The sequence below is a fragment of the Rhodococcus zopfii NBRC 100606 = JCM 9919 genome (assembly GCF_001895025.1).
Classification (GTDB): domain Bacteria; phylum Actinomycetota; class Actinomycetes; order Mycobacteriales; family Mycobacteriaceae; genus Rhodococcus; species Rhodococcus zopfii.
The window spans coordinates 1-16,498 of the sequence record NZ_BCXI01000036.1 but is presented as its reverse complement, the minus strand read 5'-3'; the positions used below and the strand labels follow the sequence as shown (position 1 = coordinate 16,498).

The 16,498-nt window shown below is 71.3% G+C and carries 16 protein-coding genes, 1 pseudogene and 2 riboswitches; of the genes and pseudogenes, 10 read left to right on the top strand and 7 right to left on the bottom strand.

From position 1 onward, the window contains the following. Nucleotides 1-60 precede the first annotated feature (60 nt). From RZ1_RS20935 to RZ1_RS20925, 3 genes are all read left to right on the top strand, one after another. Nucleotides 61-477 (top strand): DUF3151 domain-containing protein, encoded by a 417-nt coding sequence (locus RZ1_RS20935; RefSeq protein WP_072814491.1) that lies wholly within the window; start codon nt 61-63, stop codon nt 475-477. A gap of 4 nt (nt 478-481) precedes the next feature. Next, nucleotides 482-1,651, top strand: a complete 1,170-nt coding sequence (locus RZ1_RS20930) for an FUSC family protein (RefSeq protein WP_139281922.1) — start codon at nt 482-484, stop codon at nt 1,649-1,651. A gap of 106 nt (nt 1,652-1,757) precedes the next feature. Further along, nucleotides 1,758-2,687 (top strand): cation diffusion facilitator family transporter, encoded by a 930-nt coding sequence (locus RZ1_RS20925; RefSeq protein WP_072814446.1) that lies wholly within the window; start codon nt 1,758-1,760, stop codon nt 2,685-2,687. Between the two features lie 4 nt (nt 2,688-2,691). Here the strand turns inward: RZ1_RS20925 and RZ1_RS20920 are convergent, their stop codons facing one another. Then, a complete protein-coding gene (locus RZ1_RS20920) occupies nt 2,692-3,237 on the bottom strand; it encodes a histidine phosphatase family protein (protein ID WP_072814445.1) in 546 nt (181 codons plus the stop codon). A gap of 53 nt (nt 3,238-3,290) precedes the next feature. Continuing rightward, nucleotides 3,291-3,404: riboswitch (cobalamin riboswitch) on the top strand. Nucleotides 3,405-3,437: 33 nt separating this feature from the next. Between RZ1_RS20920 and RZ1_RS20915 the strand changes: the two genes are divergently transcribed. From RZ1_RS20915 to RZ1_RS20900, 4 genes are read left to right on the top strand one after another with little or no spacing between them, the layout of a single operon-like run. Then, on the top strand, nt 3,438-3,632 hold the full coding sequence (locus RZ1_RS20915) for a CbtB domain-containing protein (RefSeq protein WP_072814444.1): 195 nt from the start codon (nt 3,438-3,440) through the stop codon (nt 3,630-3,632). Between the two features lie 14 nt (nt 3,633-3,646). Then, on the top strand, nt 3,647-4,435 hold the full coding sequence (locus RZ1_RS20910) for a CbtA family protein (protein WP_072814443.1): 789 nt from the start codon (nt 3,647-3,649) through the stop codon (nt 4,433-4,435). A gap of 4 nt (nt 4,436-4,439) precedes the next feature. Further along, nucleotides 4,440-5,933 carry a cobyric acid synthase gene (locus tag RZ1_RS20905; protein WP_072814442.1) on the top strand — a complete coding sequence of 498 codons (1,494 nt, stop codon included), beginning with the start codon at nt 4,440-4,442 and terminating at the stop codon, nt 5,931-5,933. Beyond that, the gene (locus tag RZ1_RS20900; RefSeq protein WP_072814441.1) at nt 5,930-6,664 is read left to right on the top strand and encodes a cobalt-precorrin-6A reductase; all 735 of its coding nucleotides are present in this window, start codon (nt 5,930-5,932) and stop codon (nt 6,662-6,664) included. Before RZ1_RS20905 ends, RZ1_RS20900 begins: the two co-directional genes overlap by 4 nt. Before the next feature lie 4 nt (nt 6,665-6,668). On the opposite strand, the gene abmR is transcribed toward RZ1_RS20900, so the two are convergent. Next, nucleotides 6,669-7,211 (bottom strand): ATP-binding transcription factor AbmR, encoded by a 543-nt coding sequence (abmR, locus tag RZ1_RS20895; protein WP_072814440.1) that lies wholly within the window; start codon nt 7,209-7,211, stop codon nt 6,669-6,671. A gap of 110 nt (nt 7,212-7,321) precedes the next feature. Between abmR and RZ1_RS20890 the strand changes: the two genes are divergently transcribed. Beyond that, a complete protein-coding gene (locus tag RZ1_RS20890; RefSeq protein WP_072814439.1) occupies nt 7,322-7,510 on the top strand; it encodes a hypothetical protein in 189 nt (62 codons plus the stop codon). A 19-nt stretch (nt 7,511-7,529) separates the two neighbouring features. Here the strand turns inward: RZ1_RS20890 and RZ1_RS20885 are convergent, their stop codons facing one another. Genes RZ1_RS20885 through RZ1_RS20870 form a run of 4 tightly spaced genes read right to left on the bottom strand, consistent with a single transcriptional unit; the run spans nt 7,530 to nt 13,360 of the window. Next, nucleotides 7,530-8,456: a cobalamin biosynthesis protein gene (locus RZ1_RS20885; RefSeq protein ID WP_072814438.1), complete on the bottom strand. Its 927-nt coding sequence runs from the start codon at nt 8,454-8,456 to the stop codon at nt 7,530-7,532. Then, nucleotides 8,438-10,810 carry a bifunctional hydrogenobyrinic acid a,c-diamide synthase/histidinol phosphate aminotransferase CobBC gene (gene cobBC, locus RZ1_RS20880; protein ID WP_072814437.1) on the bottom strand — a complete coding sequence of 791 codons (2,373 nt, stop codon included), beginning with the start codon at nt 10,808-10,810 and terminating at the stop codon, nt 8,438-8,440. The genes RZ1_RS20885 and cobBC overlap by 19 nt, the downstream gene beginning before the upstream one ends. Before the next feature lie 7 nt (nt 10,811-10,817). Beyond that, nucleotides 10,818-11,432, bottom strand: a complete 615-nt coding sequence (gene cobO / locus RZ1_RS20875; protein ID WP_072814436.1) for a cob(I)yrinic acid a,c-diamide adenosyltransferase — start codon at nt 11,430-11,432, stop codon at nt 10,818-10,820. Beyond that, nucleotides 11,432-13,360, bottom strand: coding sequence for a magnesium chelatase subunit D family protein (locus RZ1_RS20870; protein WP_174565227.1), 1,929 nt, complete (start codon nt 13,358-13,360; stop codon nt 11,432-11,434). Before RZ1_RS20870 ends, cobO begins: the two co-directional genes overlap by 1 nt. A 33-nt stretch (nt 13,361-13,393) precedes the next feature. Further along, a riboswitch (cobalamin riboswitch) is annotated at nt 13,394-13,583 on the bottom strand. A gap of 45 nt (nt 13,584-13,628) precedes the next feature. Here RZ1_RS20870 and cbiE point away from each other — a divergent pair. Continuing rightward, entirely contained in the window at nt 13,629-14,840 is a 1,212-nt protein-coding gene (cbiE, locus tag RZ1_RS20865) for a precorrin-6y C5,15-methyltransferase (decarboxylating) subunit CbiE (RefSeq protein ID WP_072814434.1), read from the top strand. After that, nucleotides 14,837-15,592 (top strand): cobalt-precorrin-4/precorrin-4 C(11)-methyltransferase, encoded by a 756-nt coding sequence (locus RZ1_RS20860; protein ID WP_072814433.1) that lies wholly within the window; start codon nt 14,837-14,839, stop codon nt 15,590-15,592. Before cbiE ends, RZ1_RS20860 begins: the two co-directional genes overlap by 4 nt. 425 nt (nt 15,593-16,017) lie before the next feature. Here RZ1_RS20860 and RZ1_RS20855 read toward each other — a convergent pair. Continuing rightward, nucleotides 16,018-16,452: pseudogene (locus RZ1_RS20855) on the bottom strand (winged helix-turn-helix transcriptional regulator). Nucleotides 16,453-16,498: the final 46 nt, after the last annotated feature.

Below are 16,498 nucleotides of genomic sequence, written 5' to 3'. Positions count from 1 at the left end.
GGCCTACGGTTTCCCGGGCAGCCTATCCAGCGTCGAGCGGGGGCGGGCAGAATGGTCGCCATGACCTCCTTCGGTGATCTCCTCGGACCCCAGCCCACCCTGCTTCCCGGCGACGACGACGCGGAATCGGCACTGCTCAACCACGAGGACCCCGCAAAGGTCGCGGCGGACCATCCGACGGCGTCCATCGCGTGGGCGTACCTGGCGGAGGCCGCACTCGAACGCGGCGAGACGATCACCGCCTACGCCTACGCCCGCACCGGGTACCACCGCGGCCTCGACCAGTTGCGCCGCAACGGCTGGAAGGGCTTCGGTCCGGTCCCGTTCGAGCACGAACCGAACCGCGGATTCCTGCGGTGCGTCGCCGCCCTCGCCCAGGCCGCGAAGACGATCGGCGAGACCGACGAGCACGCCCGCTGCCTCGACCTGCTCGAGGACTGCGATCCGCGCGCCGCTCGTGAACTCGGCGTCGAGTAGGCACCTGCTCGACCGGACCGAGATTCGCCGGCGACTGCGGGGGCCGGCGACGAGACTGCGCGGGTCGGCGCTGCCGATCGTCCAGTGCGCGCTCGCCGCCGGACTGGCCTGGTGGGTGGCGAGCGGTCCGGTCGGGCACGTGGGTCCGTTCTTCGCTCCGATCGCCGCCGTGGTGTCCCTCGGCCTGTCGCTGGGCGCGCGGCTGCGGCGGTCGGTGGAGCTCGTCTGTGGCGTCACGATCGGCATCGGTGTCGGCGACCTGATCATCTCGATGATCGGCAGCGGTCCGTGGCAGATCGCGCTGGTCGTCGCGATGGCCATGTCCACGGCCGTTCTGATCAACAGCGGCCCCGTCTTCTCGATGCAGGCCGGCAACTCGGCGGTGCTGGTGGCGACCCTGATCCCGCCCGGGGGCACCGGGGGTACCGACCGCATGGTCGACGCACTGATCGGTGGTCTCGTCGGGATCGCGGTCGTCGCGATGGTGCCGACCCATCCGGTGCGACGCGCGCGCCGCGACGCGGCGGGCATCCTCGCGACCGCAGCGGATGTCTTGCGGAAGGTCGAGGCCGGACTGGTGGAGAACAATCCGAAGCCCATCGACACGGCGCTGCAACAGGCTCGCGCGACGCAGCCGGCGATCGACGGAATGCGCACCCACCTCAAGGGTGGGCGGGAGGTCAGCAGGCTCTCCCCGTTGTACTGGAACACCAAACCCCGTCTGGAACGGCTGACCGCCGCGGCCGATCCGATCGACAACGCGATGCGCAACATCCGGGTTCTCGCGCGGCGTTCGCTGACGCTGGTGCGCGACGACGAGATTCTCGACCCGCGGCTCGTCCAACGCATCGAGGAACTCGCGGATGCCGTCGATGTGCTGCGCGAGATGATCCTCGCCGAGCCGGGGGACCAGCCCGATCAGGCCGAGGCCGCGCGGGTGCTGCGCAGCGTTGCCCGCAGAATGACGCCGGAACTGGTGGAGGGTGCCGGCCTGTCGGCGACGGTGGTGTTCGCGCAGCTGCGTTCGCTGATCGTCGACCTCATGCAGGCCGCGGGCCTGGCGCGGGTCTCGGCAATTGCGACCCTGCCGCCGACCACGGACACCCCCGCCTACCGCCCCGATCTCCACAGCGATCACGACACCGACAGCGACACCGGCCTGCCCCGGCCGTGACGGGAACCGATGTTGGGCCTGACCGGGTGCAGGTTCCAGCGCCCGCGGTGAGTGTTGAATACATGCGCATGTGTGCATATGATGGCCGGGATTCGGAGGGAGGGCCATGGGGGCCGGTCACGGACATTCACACGGAGTGGGGCACGGGCAGGGCGATGGTGCCGGCCCGTCCACGGCGACGATCCGCCGGATGGCGGTGTCGCTCGGAATCCTCGTCGCCTTCCTGGTCCTCGAGGCCACCGTCGGCCTGTGGATCGGGTCGCTGTCGCTGCTCGCCGACGCCGGGCACATGCTCACCGACGTCGTCGGCATGTCGATGGGGCTGATCGCGCTGCTGCTGGCCCGCCGCGGCAGCAGCGCCGCTGCGCGCACCTTCGGCTGGCACCGCGCCGAAGTGCTCACCGCGATGGCCAACGCCGTACTGCTGCTCGGCGTCGCGGCCTGGGTGTTCTACGAGGCGATCGCGCGCATCGGCGACACCCCGGAACTGCCCGGCCTGGCGATGATCCTCACCGCGGCCGCCGGACTCGTCGCGAACCTCGTCGTGATGTCGATGCTGCGCGCCGACGCGAAGGGCAGCCTCGCCGTCCGCGGTGCCTATCTCGAAGTGCTCGCCGACGCGGTCGGCAGTGTCGGGGTCCTCGTCGCCGGCGCGTTGATCCTCGGCTTCGGGTGGAACTTCGCGGACGTCGTCGTCGGTGTGCTCATCTCCCTGTGGGTCGTGCCACGCGCAGTGCGCCTTGCGGCAGCCTCGCTGCGCATCCTCACGCAGGCGTCACCGGCACACCTCGACGTCGACGCGGTCCGCGCCGACCTCGCCGCGCTGCCCGGCGTCACCGGCGTCCACGACCTGCACGTCTGGACACTGACGACCGGCATGGACGTCGCGACCGTGCATCTGGTCAGCGACCACGACTCGCGTTGGGTCCTCGATGCCGCCCGTACCGTTCTGTCCACCCACGGGCTCGACCACGCGACCGTGCAGATCGAATCCACCGTCGACGGACGACGGTGTGAGCAGGACGTCACCTGGTAGCCGGTCACGTCAGCCGCAGCGTCCACCTGCCGTCACGGGCGTGCAGCCGCGTGGCGCTCACCGGCCGCACGTCGACACGCCAGAACGCCGACGCCGGAGCCCCCAGCGCACACACCGTCGCGGCCCGCACCACCGACGGATGCGTCACCGCCAGCCACCGGCCCGACCGGTCCGCCATCGTGTCGAGCCAGCACCGGGTTCGGTCGAGCAGCGCCGCGATCGATTCGCCGCCGTGCGGTGCCGCGTGCGGATCGGTCAGCCACGCCGCGAGGTCGGCCTCGGGCACCTCCGACATCGACCGGCCCGTCCAGTTGCCGTAGTCGACCTCCCGCAGCGCCGTGTCGGGTTCGGCGCGCGCCCCCAGCGCTGCCGCGGTTTCGACGGCCCGGCGCTCCGGTGCGGTCAGCGCGTGGTCGACGACGGGCGGGTGCACGCGCCGGAGTTCGCGCCGGCCCCGGTCCGACAGCGGGTCGTCGCTGGGGAAGCGCGCGACCGCGAGCGCGTCGGTGGACGCGTGGGCAAACAGCAGCAGGCGCAACACGAGCGACATTCGACCACAACGGCCCGTCGCTTGACATGTGTGGTGACGCAGTGCGATTGTTCGGCGTACGCATGCGTCGAGGTGCAGGCAATCCGGTGGGAAACCGGAGCGGTCGCGCCACTGTGACCGGGCCGTTGGTCCGGGAGTCAGAAAACTCCCTCGGCGCGTGACCTTTTCGATGGGACGCGTCAATCCCGAGGAGGCTCCTCATGGCTGTTGTTCATCTTCCCGACGAGTCGCTGGGCAATGCTGCGCTGGCCGTAGCAATCGCCGCGACGGTTCTGCTCGCATTCGTGGTGCTCTACCTGGTCGGGTTCGACCAGGGGGCGATCTCCCGCAGCGGCATGTTCATGCACGAACTGATGCACGACGGCCGGCACCTGCTGGGCCTTCCGTGCCACTGAGCACGGGCACGCCTATGTATCCCGACACAACTGAAGCACCGTCTGTTCCGCTGGCCGGCGGGTTCCTGCAGCTTCTGCTGCGCGGCCTGCTGGCCGGCCTGATCGCGGGTGTGCTCGCCGGAACCGTCGCGTTCGTCATCGGCGAGCCGCACGTCGAAGCGGCCATCGCGCTCGAGGAAGCCGCCGGAGACCACGGGCACACGCACGGCGCTGCCGAGACCGAGGGCCACAGCCACGGTGAAGACGCTCTCGTCAGCCGATCCGGGCAGAAGGCAGGCCTGTTCCTCGCGACGACCCTCGCCGGCCTCGCATTCGGCGCGATCTACGCGTCGGTGCTGCATTTCGCCCGCCGGCACTCCGCCCGGTCCGGGTGGTCGTTGGCGTTGGCGACCGCGGGGCTTGCCTGGGTCGTGATCGAGGCGGTTCCGTTCTTCAAGTACCCGGCCAATCCACCCGCCGTCGGCGATCCGGAGACGGTCGACCAGCGCACCTGGTTGTGGCTGGCGACGGTGGTCCTCGGGCTCGTGGCGGTCGCGGTCGCGGTCGTCGTCCGGAGGGCCCTTGCCGGACAGGAACTTCGCACGGTCCGCCTTGTCGCGCCCGTGCTCGCCTTCCTGGCCGTCGTGATTCTCGGCTATCTGGTGCTCCCGGCGATCGACGAGGTGTCCGACGATTTCCCGGCGACGCTGCTGTGGGAGTTCCGGATCTCGTCCTTCACCGTGCAGGCCACGCTGTGGAGCGGGCTGGGCGCCGCCTTCGCGTTCCTGACCGAACGCGCCGATCGACGCACAGTGGCCGCCTGACCGCATGGGACAGGGCCTGCTCGTAGCCGGGACCACCTCGGACGCCGGAAAGTCCGTGGTGACCACCGGGATCTGCCGGGCCCTGTCCCGCCGCGGACTCACGGTCGCGCCGTTCAAGGCGCAGAACATGTCCAACAACTCCATGGTCACCGTTGATCCGGTCACCGGGCTCGGATCCGAAATCGGCCGGGCGCAGTGGATCCAGGCGGTCGCCGCCCGCGCGACCCCCGAACCTGCGATGAATCCGGTGCTGCTCAAACCGGGCAGCGACCGCACCAGCCACGTCGTCGTCATGGGCGCCCCGGCGGGCCGGCTCGAGGCCGGTGAATTCGCCGGTGGCAGAAAGCATCTCGCTGACGCGGCGTTCGCGGCGCTGGACGACCTGCAGTCCCGGTTCGACGTCGTGGTCTGTGAGGGAGCGGGCAGCGCCGCCGAGATCAACCTGCGCGCACACGACTACGTGAACATGGGGCTCGCCCGGCACGGGGACATGCCGACGATTCTGGTCGGTGACATCGACCGCGGCGGCGTGTTCGCCTCCATGTACGGCACGCTGGCCTTGCTCGATGCCGCCGATCAGGCGCTGATCCGCGGTTTCGTGATCAACAAGTTCCGTGGCGACGTCGGACTGCTCCGGCCGGGCCTGGACGCCCTCGCGGGACTCACCGGCCGGCCGGTGCTGGGGGTGCTGCCGTGGCAGCGCGACCTGTGGCTCGATTCGGAGGATTCGCTGGCGCTGACGTCGCGACCGGCGCACGACGGGGCCGGGGTGCTGACGGTGGCGGTCGTGATGCTGCCGCGCATCAGCAATTTCACCGACGTCGACGCGCTGTGCCTCGAACCCGACGTGCGGGTGCGGTTCGTCGACGACCCGCGTGCCCTCGCCGGCGCCGACGCGGTGATCTTGCCCGGCACCCGCGCGACCCTCGCGGACCTGGCGTGGCTGCGGTCGCGGGGGCTCGACGTCGCGCTGCTCGACCACGCCCGCCGCGGCGGCGCGATTCTGGGGATCTGTGGAGGGTTCCAGATGCTCGGCGCGGTGATCGACGACCCCGACGGTGTGGAGGGCGTCGCCGGGGCGTCCGCTCCGGGGCTCGGACTGCTCGATGTGCGCACGGTTTTCGCGCGTGAGAAGGCGTTGCGATTGCCCACCGGTTCGGCGCTCGGTGTGCCCGCGTCCGGTTACGAGATCCACCACGGCCGGATCACCGTCGGCAGCGGGGAGGAGTTCCTCGGCGGCGCCCGCGCAGGATCGGTGTTCGGCACGATGTGGCACGGCAGCCTCGAAGGGGACGCCCTGCGCGCGGCGTGGCTGCGGGAGGTCGCCGGGTCGACCGGCCGTGAGGTGCGCACGGGCGCAGTGAGTTTCCCTGCCGAGCGGGAGACCAGACTCGAGTTGCTGGCGGATCTGGTCGAGGAGCATCTCGACGTCGATCGCCTCTTGGGCATGCTCACCGACCGGCCGGAATTGCCGACATTGACCGGGATCCTGACATGACGGTCCTGATCCTGGGCGGCACCGGGGAGGCCCGCGCACTCGCTGAACGCCTGCAGTCCGGCGGCACCGAGTTCGTGTCCTCGCTCGCCGGGCGGGTCCGAAACCCACGCCTGCCGGTGGGGGAGGTCCGCGTCGGGGGCTTCGGCGGCGCCGACGGATTGGCGAAATTCCTGCGCGACCACCGGATCCGCGCGGTGGTCGACGCCACCCATCCCTTCGCCGCCGGAATCAGCGCGAATGCGGCCGCGGCGTGCGCGGCGACGGGTGTACCGCTGTTGCGCCTCGCGCGCCCGGGCTGGCACGGCACAGCCGGGTCCGGCGCGTGGACCTGGGTGGACGGGCACGACGAGGCGGCAACGGCCGCGGCGACCGGCCGCCGCATCTTCCTGAGCACGGGCCGCCAGACCCTGGACCGTTTCGTCGGTCCGCTCGCCCGGCACGCGACCCTGGTACGGGTCGTCGAGCCGCTGGACATCGAGATACCCGAGCGGTGGACGGTGCTGCACGCCCGCGGCCCCTACACGCTCGACGGCGAGCGGGACCTGATGCGGGAGCACGGCATCGACACCCTGGTCACGAAGGATTCGGGCGGCTCCTACACCCGCGCCAAGCTCGACGCGGCCGCCGAGCTCGGAGTGCGGGTGATCGTGGTGCGCCGGCCCGTCGCGCCGACCGGGACCGACACGGTCGGGTCCGTCACCGCCGCGGCAGAGTGGTCGCAGCGGCGCTGAACCGTCAGAGTTGCGGCCCTTCGGCGCGCAGGTCGTCGACCTTGCGCATCGCCTCCCGCAGTTCGGCGAGCCACTGTTCACTGTGCTGCCCGGCCAGCTTGACGGCCCAGCTCAGGGCGTCGGCGCGGGAGCGGGCCACGCCGGCGTCGACCAGCGTGTCGAGGACCTTGCGCTCCGGCTGACGCAGTCGGGTCATCACCGGAACAGCCAAGTGGGTGAACAGAACTCGACGATCGCCGAGGGTGACACCCCACGCGACCTTCCGCCCGTAGCGGGCCTCGGCCTCGTCGGCGATGCGCATGCGCTCGCCGCGGGTGGTTTCCCGGAACCGGGCGATGCGCCCGTCGGCGGTCGCGTCGGTGCTCTCGTCGGGCGGGGGAAGCGCGCCCACGACGACGATCTCCTCCCGGTCCACCTCGACGTCGGCGGGACCGGTGAACCAGTCGTCGGGGAGTCGTCCGGCGAACCAGTCGGCTGCGTCGGAAGCGTCGGGAATGTCGGCTTGCTGCCAGCCGCCCGGGCGGCCGAATCGCCTGTAAGTGTTCATGGTGGTCCTCCCAGGGACCGATCGGCGGGTGCGTGTTGCACTGATTACAACGTTACGCCTTTTCGCAGAATTACGGTCGGCGCCCGCGCGCACAGGGTCGTGCCGGCCGCGTGGTGCTCCTCTACGGACTGACGATCGCGCCGGAGGCCGCGGCAACCGTCGGCAGGCACAAGCCCGGAGCGGCGTACCTGTACACCACGACGTACACCACGACGCTCGCCGACGTCGACCTCGGCGTTCCGGCCGGACGCGTCCGCGTCGGGTACGCACACATGACCACGGTGGAGCACCGCCCGTAGCAGGCGTCCATCGGCGGTGTCAGCCGGTGGCGAGCGCCACGACGACGGCCACGGCGAGCGCTCCCGCCCCGACCCTCGCTGCCAGCCGGGCGGTGCGGCCGATGTCGACGGGCACCGGATGCGGGCCGTCGCCCAGGGTGCCGCGGTCCTCGACACGTCCGTGATAGACGTTGATGCCTCCGAGCGTGACGCCGAGCGCCCCCGCGAACGCCGACTCCACCGGCCCCGCGTTGGGACTCGGGTGTTTGTGCGCATCGCGCCGCCAGATCCGCAGCGCGGCACGGGAATCGTCCCCGAGCCTGGCGGCCAGCAGTGCGGTGAGCCGTGCCGGCGCGAGATTGAGCACGTCGTCGAAACGGGCCGAAGCCCAACCGAATCGCTCGAACCGCGGGGTGTGGTGACCGACCCGCGCGTCGAGGGTGTTCGCGGCCCGGTAGCCGAGCAGCCCGGCGGGCCCGAGCAACGCTCCCCACACGAGCGGCGCGACGACCGCATCGGAGGTGTTCTCCGCGACGGATTCGATGGTGGCGCGGGCGATTCCGTCGGCGTCGAGTTGCGACGGGTCGCGCCCGACGAGGTGCGTCACCTGGATGCGGGCCGCGTCGAGGTCGCCGCGGCGCAGCTGGTCGTCGAGGGTGCGGGCCTCGTGACCGAGCGACCGTCCGCCGAGCACCGTCCAGGTCGCTGCCGCGGTGACGATCGTGTTCAGCACGGCGTGCCGGCGTGTGGCGCGCTCGGCGGCGTAGCCGAGTGTCGCGGCGCCGCCGACGAGCACCGTCGTGAACAGCACTCCGGCACGGCGGGTATCGGCATACAGTGTGCGTTCGGCTGCGCGGGCGATCGCCCCGAACCCACTCACCGGATGCCCGCGCCGCGGATCACCGAACATCTGGTCGGCCACGTATCCGAGGGCCAGTCCGGCCGCCCTCACCGGATCGACCGCCACGCGTCGAGCAGCGCCGCGGTCGTCTGCGGGTCGCGCACGGCGATGCGCACCCAGTCGTCGCCCAGACCGGGAAAGGTGTCGCCGCGGCGCACCGCGAATCCGGTGCCGCGCAGCTTCTCCCGAGTTCCCCCGGCGACCCGTACCAGCACGAACGGGCCGGTCGGGGTGCCGGCGACGGGAATTCCCAGTGCGGCCAGCTCGGTGGTGAGAACCTCTCGGTCCGCGGCGATTTCGAGGGCAAGCGCAGTGGCTTCGGCGGATGCCTGCGGTGACGCGCACGCGATCATCGCCGCCGCGGCGGGCGTCGACACCGACCACGGCGGCTGGTGCACCGCGAGATCGGCGAGCACCGCCGCATCACCCACGACGTAGCCGGCGCGGATCCCGGGGATCGCCCACGTCTTGGTCAGCGACCGCACCACGACGAGCCCCGGAACGGACCGGCCGGACAGTGTTTCCGGTTCGTCCGGCACCGCATCCATGAACGCCTCGTCGACGACGACCACCCGTCCCGGCCGCGTCAGCGACCGCAACGCCCCGGCCGGATGCAGCACCGACGTGGGATTGGTGGGATTGCCGACCATCACCAGATCCGCATCCTCGGGAACGAGGGCAGGGTCGAGCACGAAACCGTCCTCCGGCCGCAGCAGAACCCGGTGCACGGTGTGCCCGGCGGCGATCAGCGCGGCCTCGGGCTCGGTGAACTGGGGGTGCACCACCACCGGCCTACGCCAGGGCCGCGCCCGCGCGATCAGGGTGAATGCCTCGGCGCCCCCGGCGGTGGGCAGCACCTCGGCGGCGTCGCGACCGTGCCGGGCGGCCAGCGCTGCCCGTGCCGCGGCCGGGTCCGGGTAGCGTGCGACGTCGTCGAGGGAGGCGCGCAAGGCCGCGTCGAGCCAGGCGGGACGCGGTCGCCGCGATACGTTCACCGCCAGGTCCACCAGGCCCGGGGTGGCTTCCCGGTCGCCGTGGTGACGCAGATCGGGGGTGGGGGCACGGCGTCGGCGTGGCGGTGCAGGTACCGGCGACGCGCCGCGCACGGCGGCGACGAACCGCTGCACCATCGACGGGTGCCCGGCCCAGTGCGTGTGCAGGTACGACGCGTGCAGCGTCGCGGTCGCGTACCCGTCCGGTCGCCCGCCGAGCAGCCACCCCGGTTCGCCGCCGGGATCGACTGCGGTGCGGTGGAATTCGTGGCCGGTTACGCGGGTGCCGGCGACGGCGAGAAGGTTGTCGGCGGGGGCGATCGCGGTGCGGTAGCCGAGGGTCAGGCGCGGCGTCATCCGGCCGGGTGCATCGAGTACGCCGACCATGTCGGCGCCGTCGACGTCGCGGCACAGGTACAGCAGCCCCGCGCACTCGGCGACCGTCGGGACGCCGCCCGTGATTGCGATCCGAAGATGTTCGCGCAGAGGGGTATTCGCGGACAGGTCCGCGGCATGCACCTCGGGGAAACCGCCACCGAGATAGATCCCCGCGGTGTCGTCGGGCAGTCGCTCGTCGCGCAGGGGGTCGAAGACGACGGTCCGGCATCCCGCGGCCCGCAGCATCTCCTCGGTTTCGCTGTAGCGGAACGTGAATGCGCGCCCGCCGGCGACCGCGACGACTGGGCCGTCGCCTCCGGAGCCGCCGCCGGGCGACCACGGAACCGTCGGCAGGTCCGGGGCGCTGCGGGCGATCCGCACGATCTCGGCGAGATCGACGTGCGCGGCGATACGGGCGGCGAGCCGGTCGAGTTGACCGGCGGCCTCGGCGCGTTCCTGGACCGGCACCAGGCCCAGATGCCGTGACGGCGCGCTGATCCCGTCGTCGCGGTGCAGCACCCCGAGCACCGGGATACCGGTCGGTTCGAGGGCGGCGGTCACCTCGTCGGAATGCCGCCTCGAGCCCGCTTTGTTGAGGATCACCCCGGCGATGCGGACTCCGCGGTCGTACGACGCCATGCCGTGCACGACCGCGGCGATCGACCGCGACGCGTGCGAGACGTCGACGACGAGCACGACCGGAGCCTGCAGGAGGGCGGCGACGTGGGCGGTGGAGGCGAACCCGTCGGTGCCCAGCATGCCGTCGTGCAGGCCCATGACGCCTTCGACGACCGCCAGATCGGCGCCCGCCGCACCGTGGGCGAACAGCGGTGCGATCAGTTCCGTGCCGGCGAGGTGCGGGTCGAGGTTGCGGCCCGGCCTGCCGGTGGCGAGCGCGTGATAGCCGGGATCGATGTAGTCGGGGCCGACCTTGTGGCCGGACACGACGTGTCCCTTCGCGCCGAGTGCTGCCATGAGACCCGAGGCGACGGTGGTCTTTCCGTGCCCGGATGCGGGCGCGGCGATCACCAACCGCGGAATGGCTACCATGCTGTCCCTACCACTCGATGCCCCTCTGGCCCTTCTGTCCGGCGTCCATCGGGTGCTTGATCTTCGTCATCTCGGTGACCAGGTCGGCAGCATCGACGAGCTTGGGATGGGCACGGCGACCGGTGATCATCACGTGCTGACGACCGGTGCGGTTCACGAGCGTGTCGACGACCTCGTCGACGTCCACCCAGCCCCAGTTGATCGGGTAGGTGAACTCGTCGAGCACATACAGCCCGTGCTGTTCGGCCGCGAGCCGGCGCTGGATCTCGCGCCATCCGGCGAGGGCGTCGGCGGCGTGGTCCTCCTCGGTGCCCTCCTTGCGCGACCACGACCAACCCGAACCCATCTTGTGCCATTCGATGGCGCCGCCGGTGCCGCGCTCGTCGTGCAGCGCGCCGAGCGTCTCGAATGCGGTCTGCTCGCCGAGTCGCCACTTCGCGGACTTCACGAACTGGAACACCGCGACCGACCAGCCCTGATTCCAGCCTCGCAGCGCGAGACCGAATGCCGCCGTCGACTTTCCCTTGCCGTCACCGGTGTTGACCATGAGCAGCGGCCGGTTCCGGCGCTGCCGCGTGGTGAGCCCGTCGTCCGGTACCACGGTCGGTTGTCCCTGGGGCATCAGGCGGCCCTTCCTCGTACGGCTGTGGTGATGGCGTCGGCCTGCACGTCCCCGACCGGGACGTACTCGGCGCCGAGGCGTTCGGCGAGTTGTCGTGCGAGTCCCATCCGGAACCGGCCGGTCTCCGAGTCCAGCACGACCGACGGGATGCCCTGGGCGGCAACGTGGTCCGCGGCGTCGAGCGAGCGGTTCACGGCATCGGCGCCGGCGGTGGCGCGACCATCGGTGACGACGACGAGCAGTGCCCGCCGATCGGGGTCGCGCAGGCGGTGTCGACGGATCGTCTCGGCGGCCTCGGTCAGTCCCTCGGCCAGCGGCGTGCGGCCCCCGGCGGGCAGTTCCCGCAACCGGGCCGCGGCGACGTCGACGGAGTTGGTCGGCGGCAGCAGCAGCTGAGCGCGGTCGCCGCGGAAGGTCACGAGGCCGACGGTGTCGCGTCGGCGGTAGGCGTCGAGCAGCAACGACAGGATCGCGGTCTTCACCTGCGTCATCCGTGCCTTCGCGGCCATCGATCCGGACGCGTCGACGCACAGTAACACCAGGTTGGCCTCCTTGCCTTCGATCACCTTGCGCCGCAGCTCCCACCCGTGCGCGGTTTCGGTAGCGCCCGCTACCGAAACCGCGCACGGGCGGGAGGCGGCGGTGGCGCGGATGGTCGCGGGCAGGTGGATCGGACCGGCATCGCCGCTGTGCTCGCCGACCGTGCGACCGATCGTGGTGCGCGCCCGCGATCTGCGGCCCGCCGCGCCGCGGCCGGTGCGGTCCGCGGCCAGCAGCCGGGCACGATAGGGCTCGCCGGGGGCGGTCACGGTCGCCGGCGCGGGCGAAGCCGCCGACTCCGCACCGGGCGCCTCGTCGCCGGGCTCCGGGCCGCCGTCCGGGCCGCCGTCCGGATCGTCGTCGGGGTCCTCGGGTTCGTCCCCGTCGTCGCGCAGGAGGTCGTCGAGGAGATCCTCGTCCATGCCGGGGGAGTCGAACGGATTGCGGCGACGTCGATGCGGCAGCGCGAGTTTCGCCGCGACCGCGATGTCCTCGCGGGTGACCTCGTCGCGCCCGCACCACGCGGCGTGCGCGACCGCGGTCTTCGCGGTGACCAGGTCGGCGCGCATCCCGTCGACGTCGAACGCCGCGCACACCTCGGCGATCGCGACGAGCGCGGCATCCGGCAACCGGACATGCGGCAGACGGGTGCGGGCATCGGCGATCCGGCGGGACAGCTCGGCCTCCGCGTCGGACCACCGTGCGACGAAGCCCGCGGGATCCGCGTCGAACGCCAGCCGGCGCCGGACGATCTCCGCGCGTTGGTGCGGGTCGCGGGGCGCCGCGACCTCGACGGTGAGACCGAACCGGTCCAGCAGTTGCGGCCGCAGCTCACCTTCCTCGGGGTTCATGGTGCCGACCAGCACGAACCGTGCCGCATGGGTGACCGAGACGCCGTCGCGCTCGACGGTCGAGCGGCCCATCGCGGCGGCGTCGAGCAGCAGATCGACGAGGTGATCGTGCAGCAGATTCACCTCGTCGACGTACAGCACCCCGCGGTGCGCGAGCGCGAGCAGACCGGGCTCGTACTCGGCGGCCCCCTCGGCCAGGGCCTTGCCCAGGTGCAGCGACCCGGTGACACGGTCCTCGGTGGCTCCGACCGGAAGTTCCACGAGCCGCGCCGGGCGGATGCGTACCGGCGAGCCGACGGGGTGCGGCCCGTCGGGGCACGCCGGATCCGGGGCTTCCGGATCGCACCCGAAGCGGCAGTCCGCAACCACGGTGACCTGCGGCAACAGGGCTGCCTGCGCCCGCACCATCGTCGATTTGGCGGTGCCCTTCTCGCCGCGCACCAACACACCGCCGATGGCGGGCGAAACGGCACACAGCGTCAGGGCCAGCGCGAGGTCGTCGGAGCCGACGACCGCGCTGAACGGATACACGTGCACAAGATCCTCCACAGGCTCCCGCTGGGATGTTCTGTCGGCAGCCGAACCGAGGCCGGTATTCGGACTCCCCGGTCGAACGTCGTGCGATCGCCTTCCCGGACCGTCGGTCCAGTGGCTGCGCGTGCGCGCATGATCGACGACTCCCGGGTCACCGCAGCGGGCCTGTGCCGGATTCACACCGGCTTCCCGATTATCCCCGTGAGGGGCACCTCGATTGTCACTGCCGCGCCCGAGTGTAGCCGGAGGGTCTCGGTTAGGGTTCACCGCCATGGGTTCCTCGATCACCGTCGTCGGCATGGGTGCGGACGGCTGGGACAGCATCTCTCCCGCCGGGCAGGCGCAGGTGCTGCAGGCCGACGTGCTTCTCGGGGGCCGCCGGCACCTGGCGCTGCTGCCCGACACGCCCGCCGTACGCGAGCCGTGGCCGTCGCCGCTGCTCGCCGGTCTCGACGAGCTGCTGGCGCTGCACGCGGGGCGCAGCGTCGTCGTGGTCGCGTCGGGCGATCCGATGGTGTCGGGCATCGGCTCGACCCTCGTCCGCCGGCTCGGGCCGGACGCGGTGCGGGTGATCCCGTCGGTGTCCTCCGTTGCACTCGCCCGCGCCCGGATGGGCTGGGCAGCCGACGATTGCGAAACCGTCACCCTGGTGGGTCGCCACGTCGGCGCGTTGCGGCGCTATCTGACCCGTGACCGTCGGCTCGTCGTGCTGACGTCCGACGCCGCCGGCCCGGCGGAGGTCGCGCGGCTCCTCGTCGACGCCGGCTTCGCGGACGCCCGCGTGACCGTGTTCGAGAACCTCGGACACCCGGCGGACGAAACGCGCCGCGACGACCGGGCCGCCGATCTCGTCGATGCGTCCGCCGCGGACCTGAACCTGCTGTGTATCGAATGTGCTGGAGCCGAAGGGCTTTCGACCGCTCCGGGCCTGCCCGACGACTGCTTCGACCACGACGGGCAGCTCAGTAAGCGCCCGATCCGCGTGGCGGCGGTGTGTGCGCTGTCCCCGAAGCCGGGTCAGCTGTTGTGGGACGTCGGGGCGGGCGCCGGCTCGGTCGGGATCGAATGGGCGCGCACCGACCCGCGCTGCCGCACCCTGGCGCTCGAGCAGCACTCCGCCCGTGCCGACGCGATCGAACGCAACGCCGCCCGGCTCGGCGTCCCGACCGCGGTGCGGGTCGTGCGCGGTGCCGCCCCGGACGCGCTGGCCGGACTCGACACGCCCGACGCGATCTTCGTCGGCGGCGGGGGCAGCCGGCCCGGGGTGCTCGAGACCTGTTGGGATGCGCTGCGTCCCGGTGGTCGCCTCGTCGCGCACGCGGTGACGTTGGAGACCGAGGCGATGCTCGTCGAGTGGTGGAAGCGCCATGGTGGAGAGCTCACGCGGTTGGCGATCGAACATGCCGCCGCGATCGGGACGTTCACCGGATGGCAGGCGCTGCGACCGGTGGTGCAGTGGAGTGTCGTGAAAGGTGAAAAATGACAGTACATTTCGTGGGATCCGGTCCGGGTGCGGCGGACCTGCTGACGTTGCGGGCGGTGACGCTGCTGCGCCAAGCTCAGGTCGTGCTGTACGCCGGCACCTACCTCGACGAGGAGGTGCTGTCGCACTGCGCGGCCGGCACCGAACTGATCGACACCCAGCACCTCAACCTGGACGAGATCACCGCACATCTCGTCGATGCGCATCGGCGCGGTCTCGACGCCGTACGGCTGTGTTCCGGGGACCCGTCGCTGTATTCGGCCCTGACCGAACAGACCCGTCGGCTCGACGCCGCGGGGGTGTCGTGGGACGTCACGCCGGGTGTGCCCGCGTATGCCGCGGCCGCCGCGACCCTCGGTGCCGAACTGACGGTGCCCGAACTCGCGCAGACCGTCGTGCTCACCCGCACCCAGGCGCGGTCCACCGCGATGCCCGCGACCGAGGCGCTCGCGAAGGTCGCGGGTCTGCGCGCGAGTCTCGTTCTGCACCTGGCGATCACGCGAATCCGCCCGCTGGCCGAGGAGTTGAGCGTGGAATACGGAGCGGACTGCCCGGCCGCGGTCGTGGCGTTCGCGTCCCGGCCGAACCAGGTGGTGCTGCGCGGTACCCTCGCCGACATCGCGGACAAGGTCGAGGCGGCGGAACTGAAACACACCGCGGTCATTCTCGTCGGGCGGGCGCTCGGAATCCGCGCACAGCCGGACGTCGCGTGCTCACACCTCTACGATCCTGCCCGAGACCGGACGAGATAGCCCCCCTGACCGAGCGAACGGTACATCCAGTCGCTTCACGGGCTGTCGCCAGACGCATTCCATGCGTAAGCGATCCGGACCGCCTTGTCGTCGTCGACGCAATTGGGAGTGAACAGACTGTCGTGTACGTGGCGAAACTGCTATAGCGGAGGACGGCGTCCGCCCGTGGACGCCCTTTCGTCCACATCTCGTGGCGGCAGGCGAGGACCGCGGTGACTCTTTCGTCCTTCAACGGGGATCCCCCTGTAGAGGACGCGCTGCGACACCCCGGCGGCATTCGCGCACAGCGTCAATGCCGACCCGACCGAGCCGCGGGTGTAGAAGAGTGCATCGGCGGCCGCGACGACGCGGGTGCGGATCTCGTCGTTCACGCACAACACTGTACGCACGTCCGAGAACGCCAGTTCTCCTTGTGTCGCGCCAGCTCACAGAGGCCCGCTGGTCGCCTCCTCGCTGGCGGCTCGGTGCGCGAGCACCTCTCCCATATGGTCTTCCGCCCAGAGTTTCAGCTGTCGCACGGTCTCGTAAAGCGACAGGCAGAGAGCCGTCAGTTCGTACGAGACGGTCACCGGCACGGTGGCGGTGACCGTGCGTGAGATCAGCCCGTCACGCTCGAGGTTGCGCAAGGTCTGCGTCAGCATCTTCGGGCTCACCCCGGCGAGCACGCGGGAGAGCTCCGAGTAGCGCATCGCGGCCGGCTCGCCCGTGCAGTCCGGCCCACCGCCGAGCGCCGCCAGCACCAGCGTCGCTCACTTGTCGGAGATGCGGCTCAGCAGTTGCTGGCTCGGGCACGCGGCGACGAACGCGTTGTACTCGCGCTTGGCACGCTCGCGCATCTGTGCAGCAGTCATGGTGGCCATCCGGGCACTCCGTCCTTGCGGTAGTTACGCACCTTCAGGTAACTAC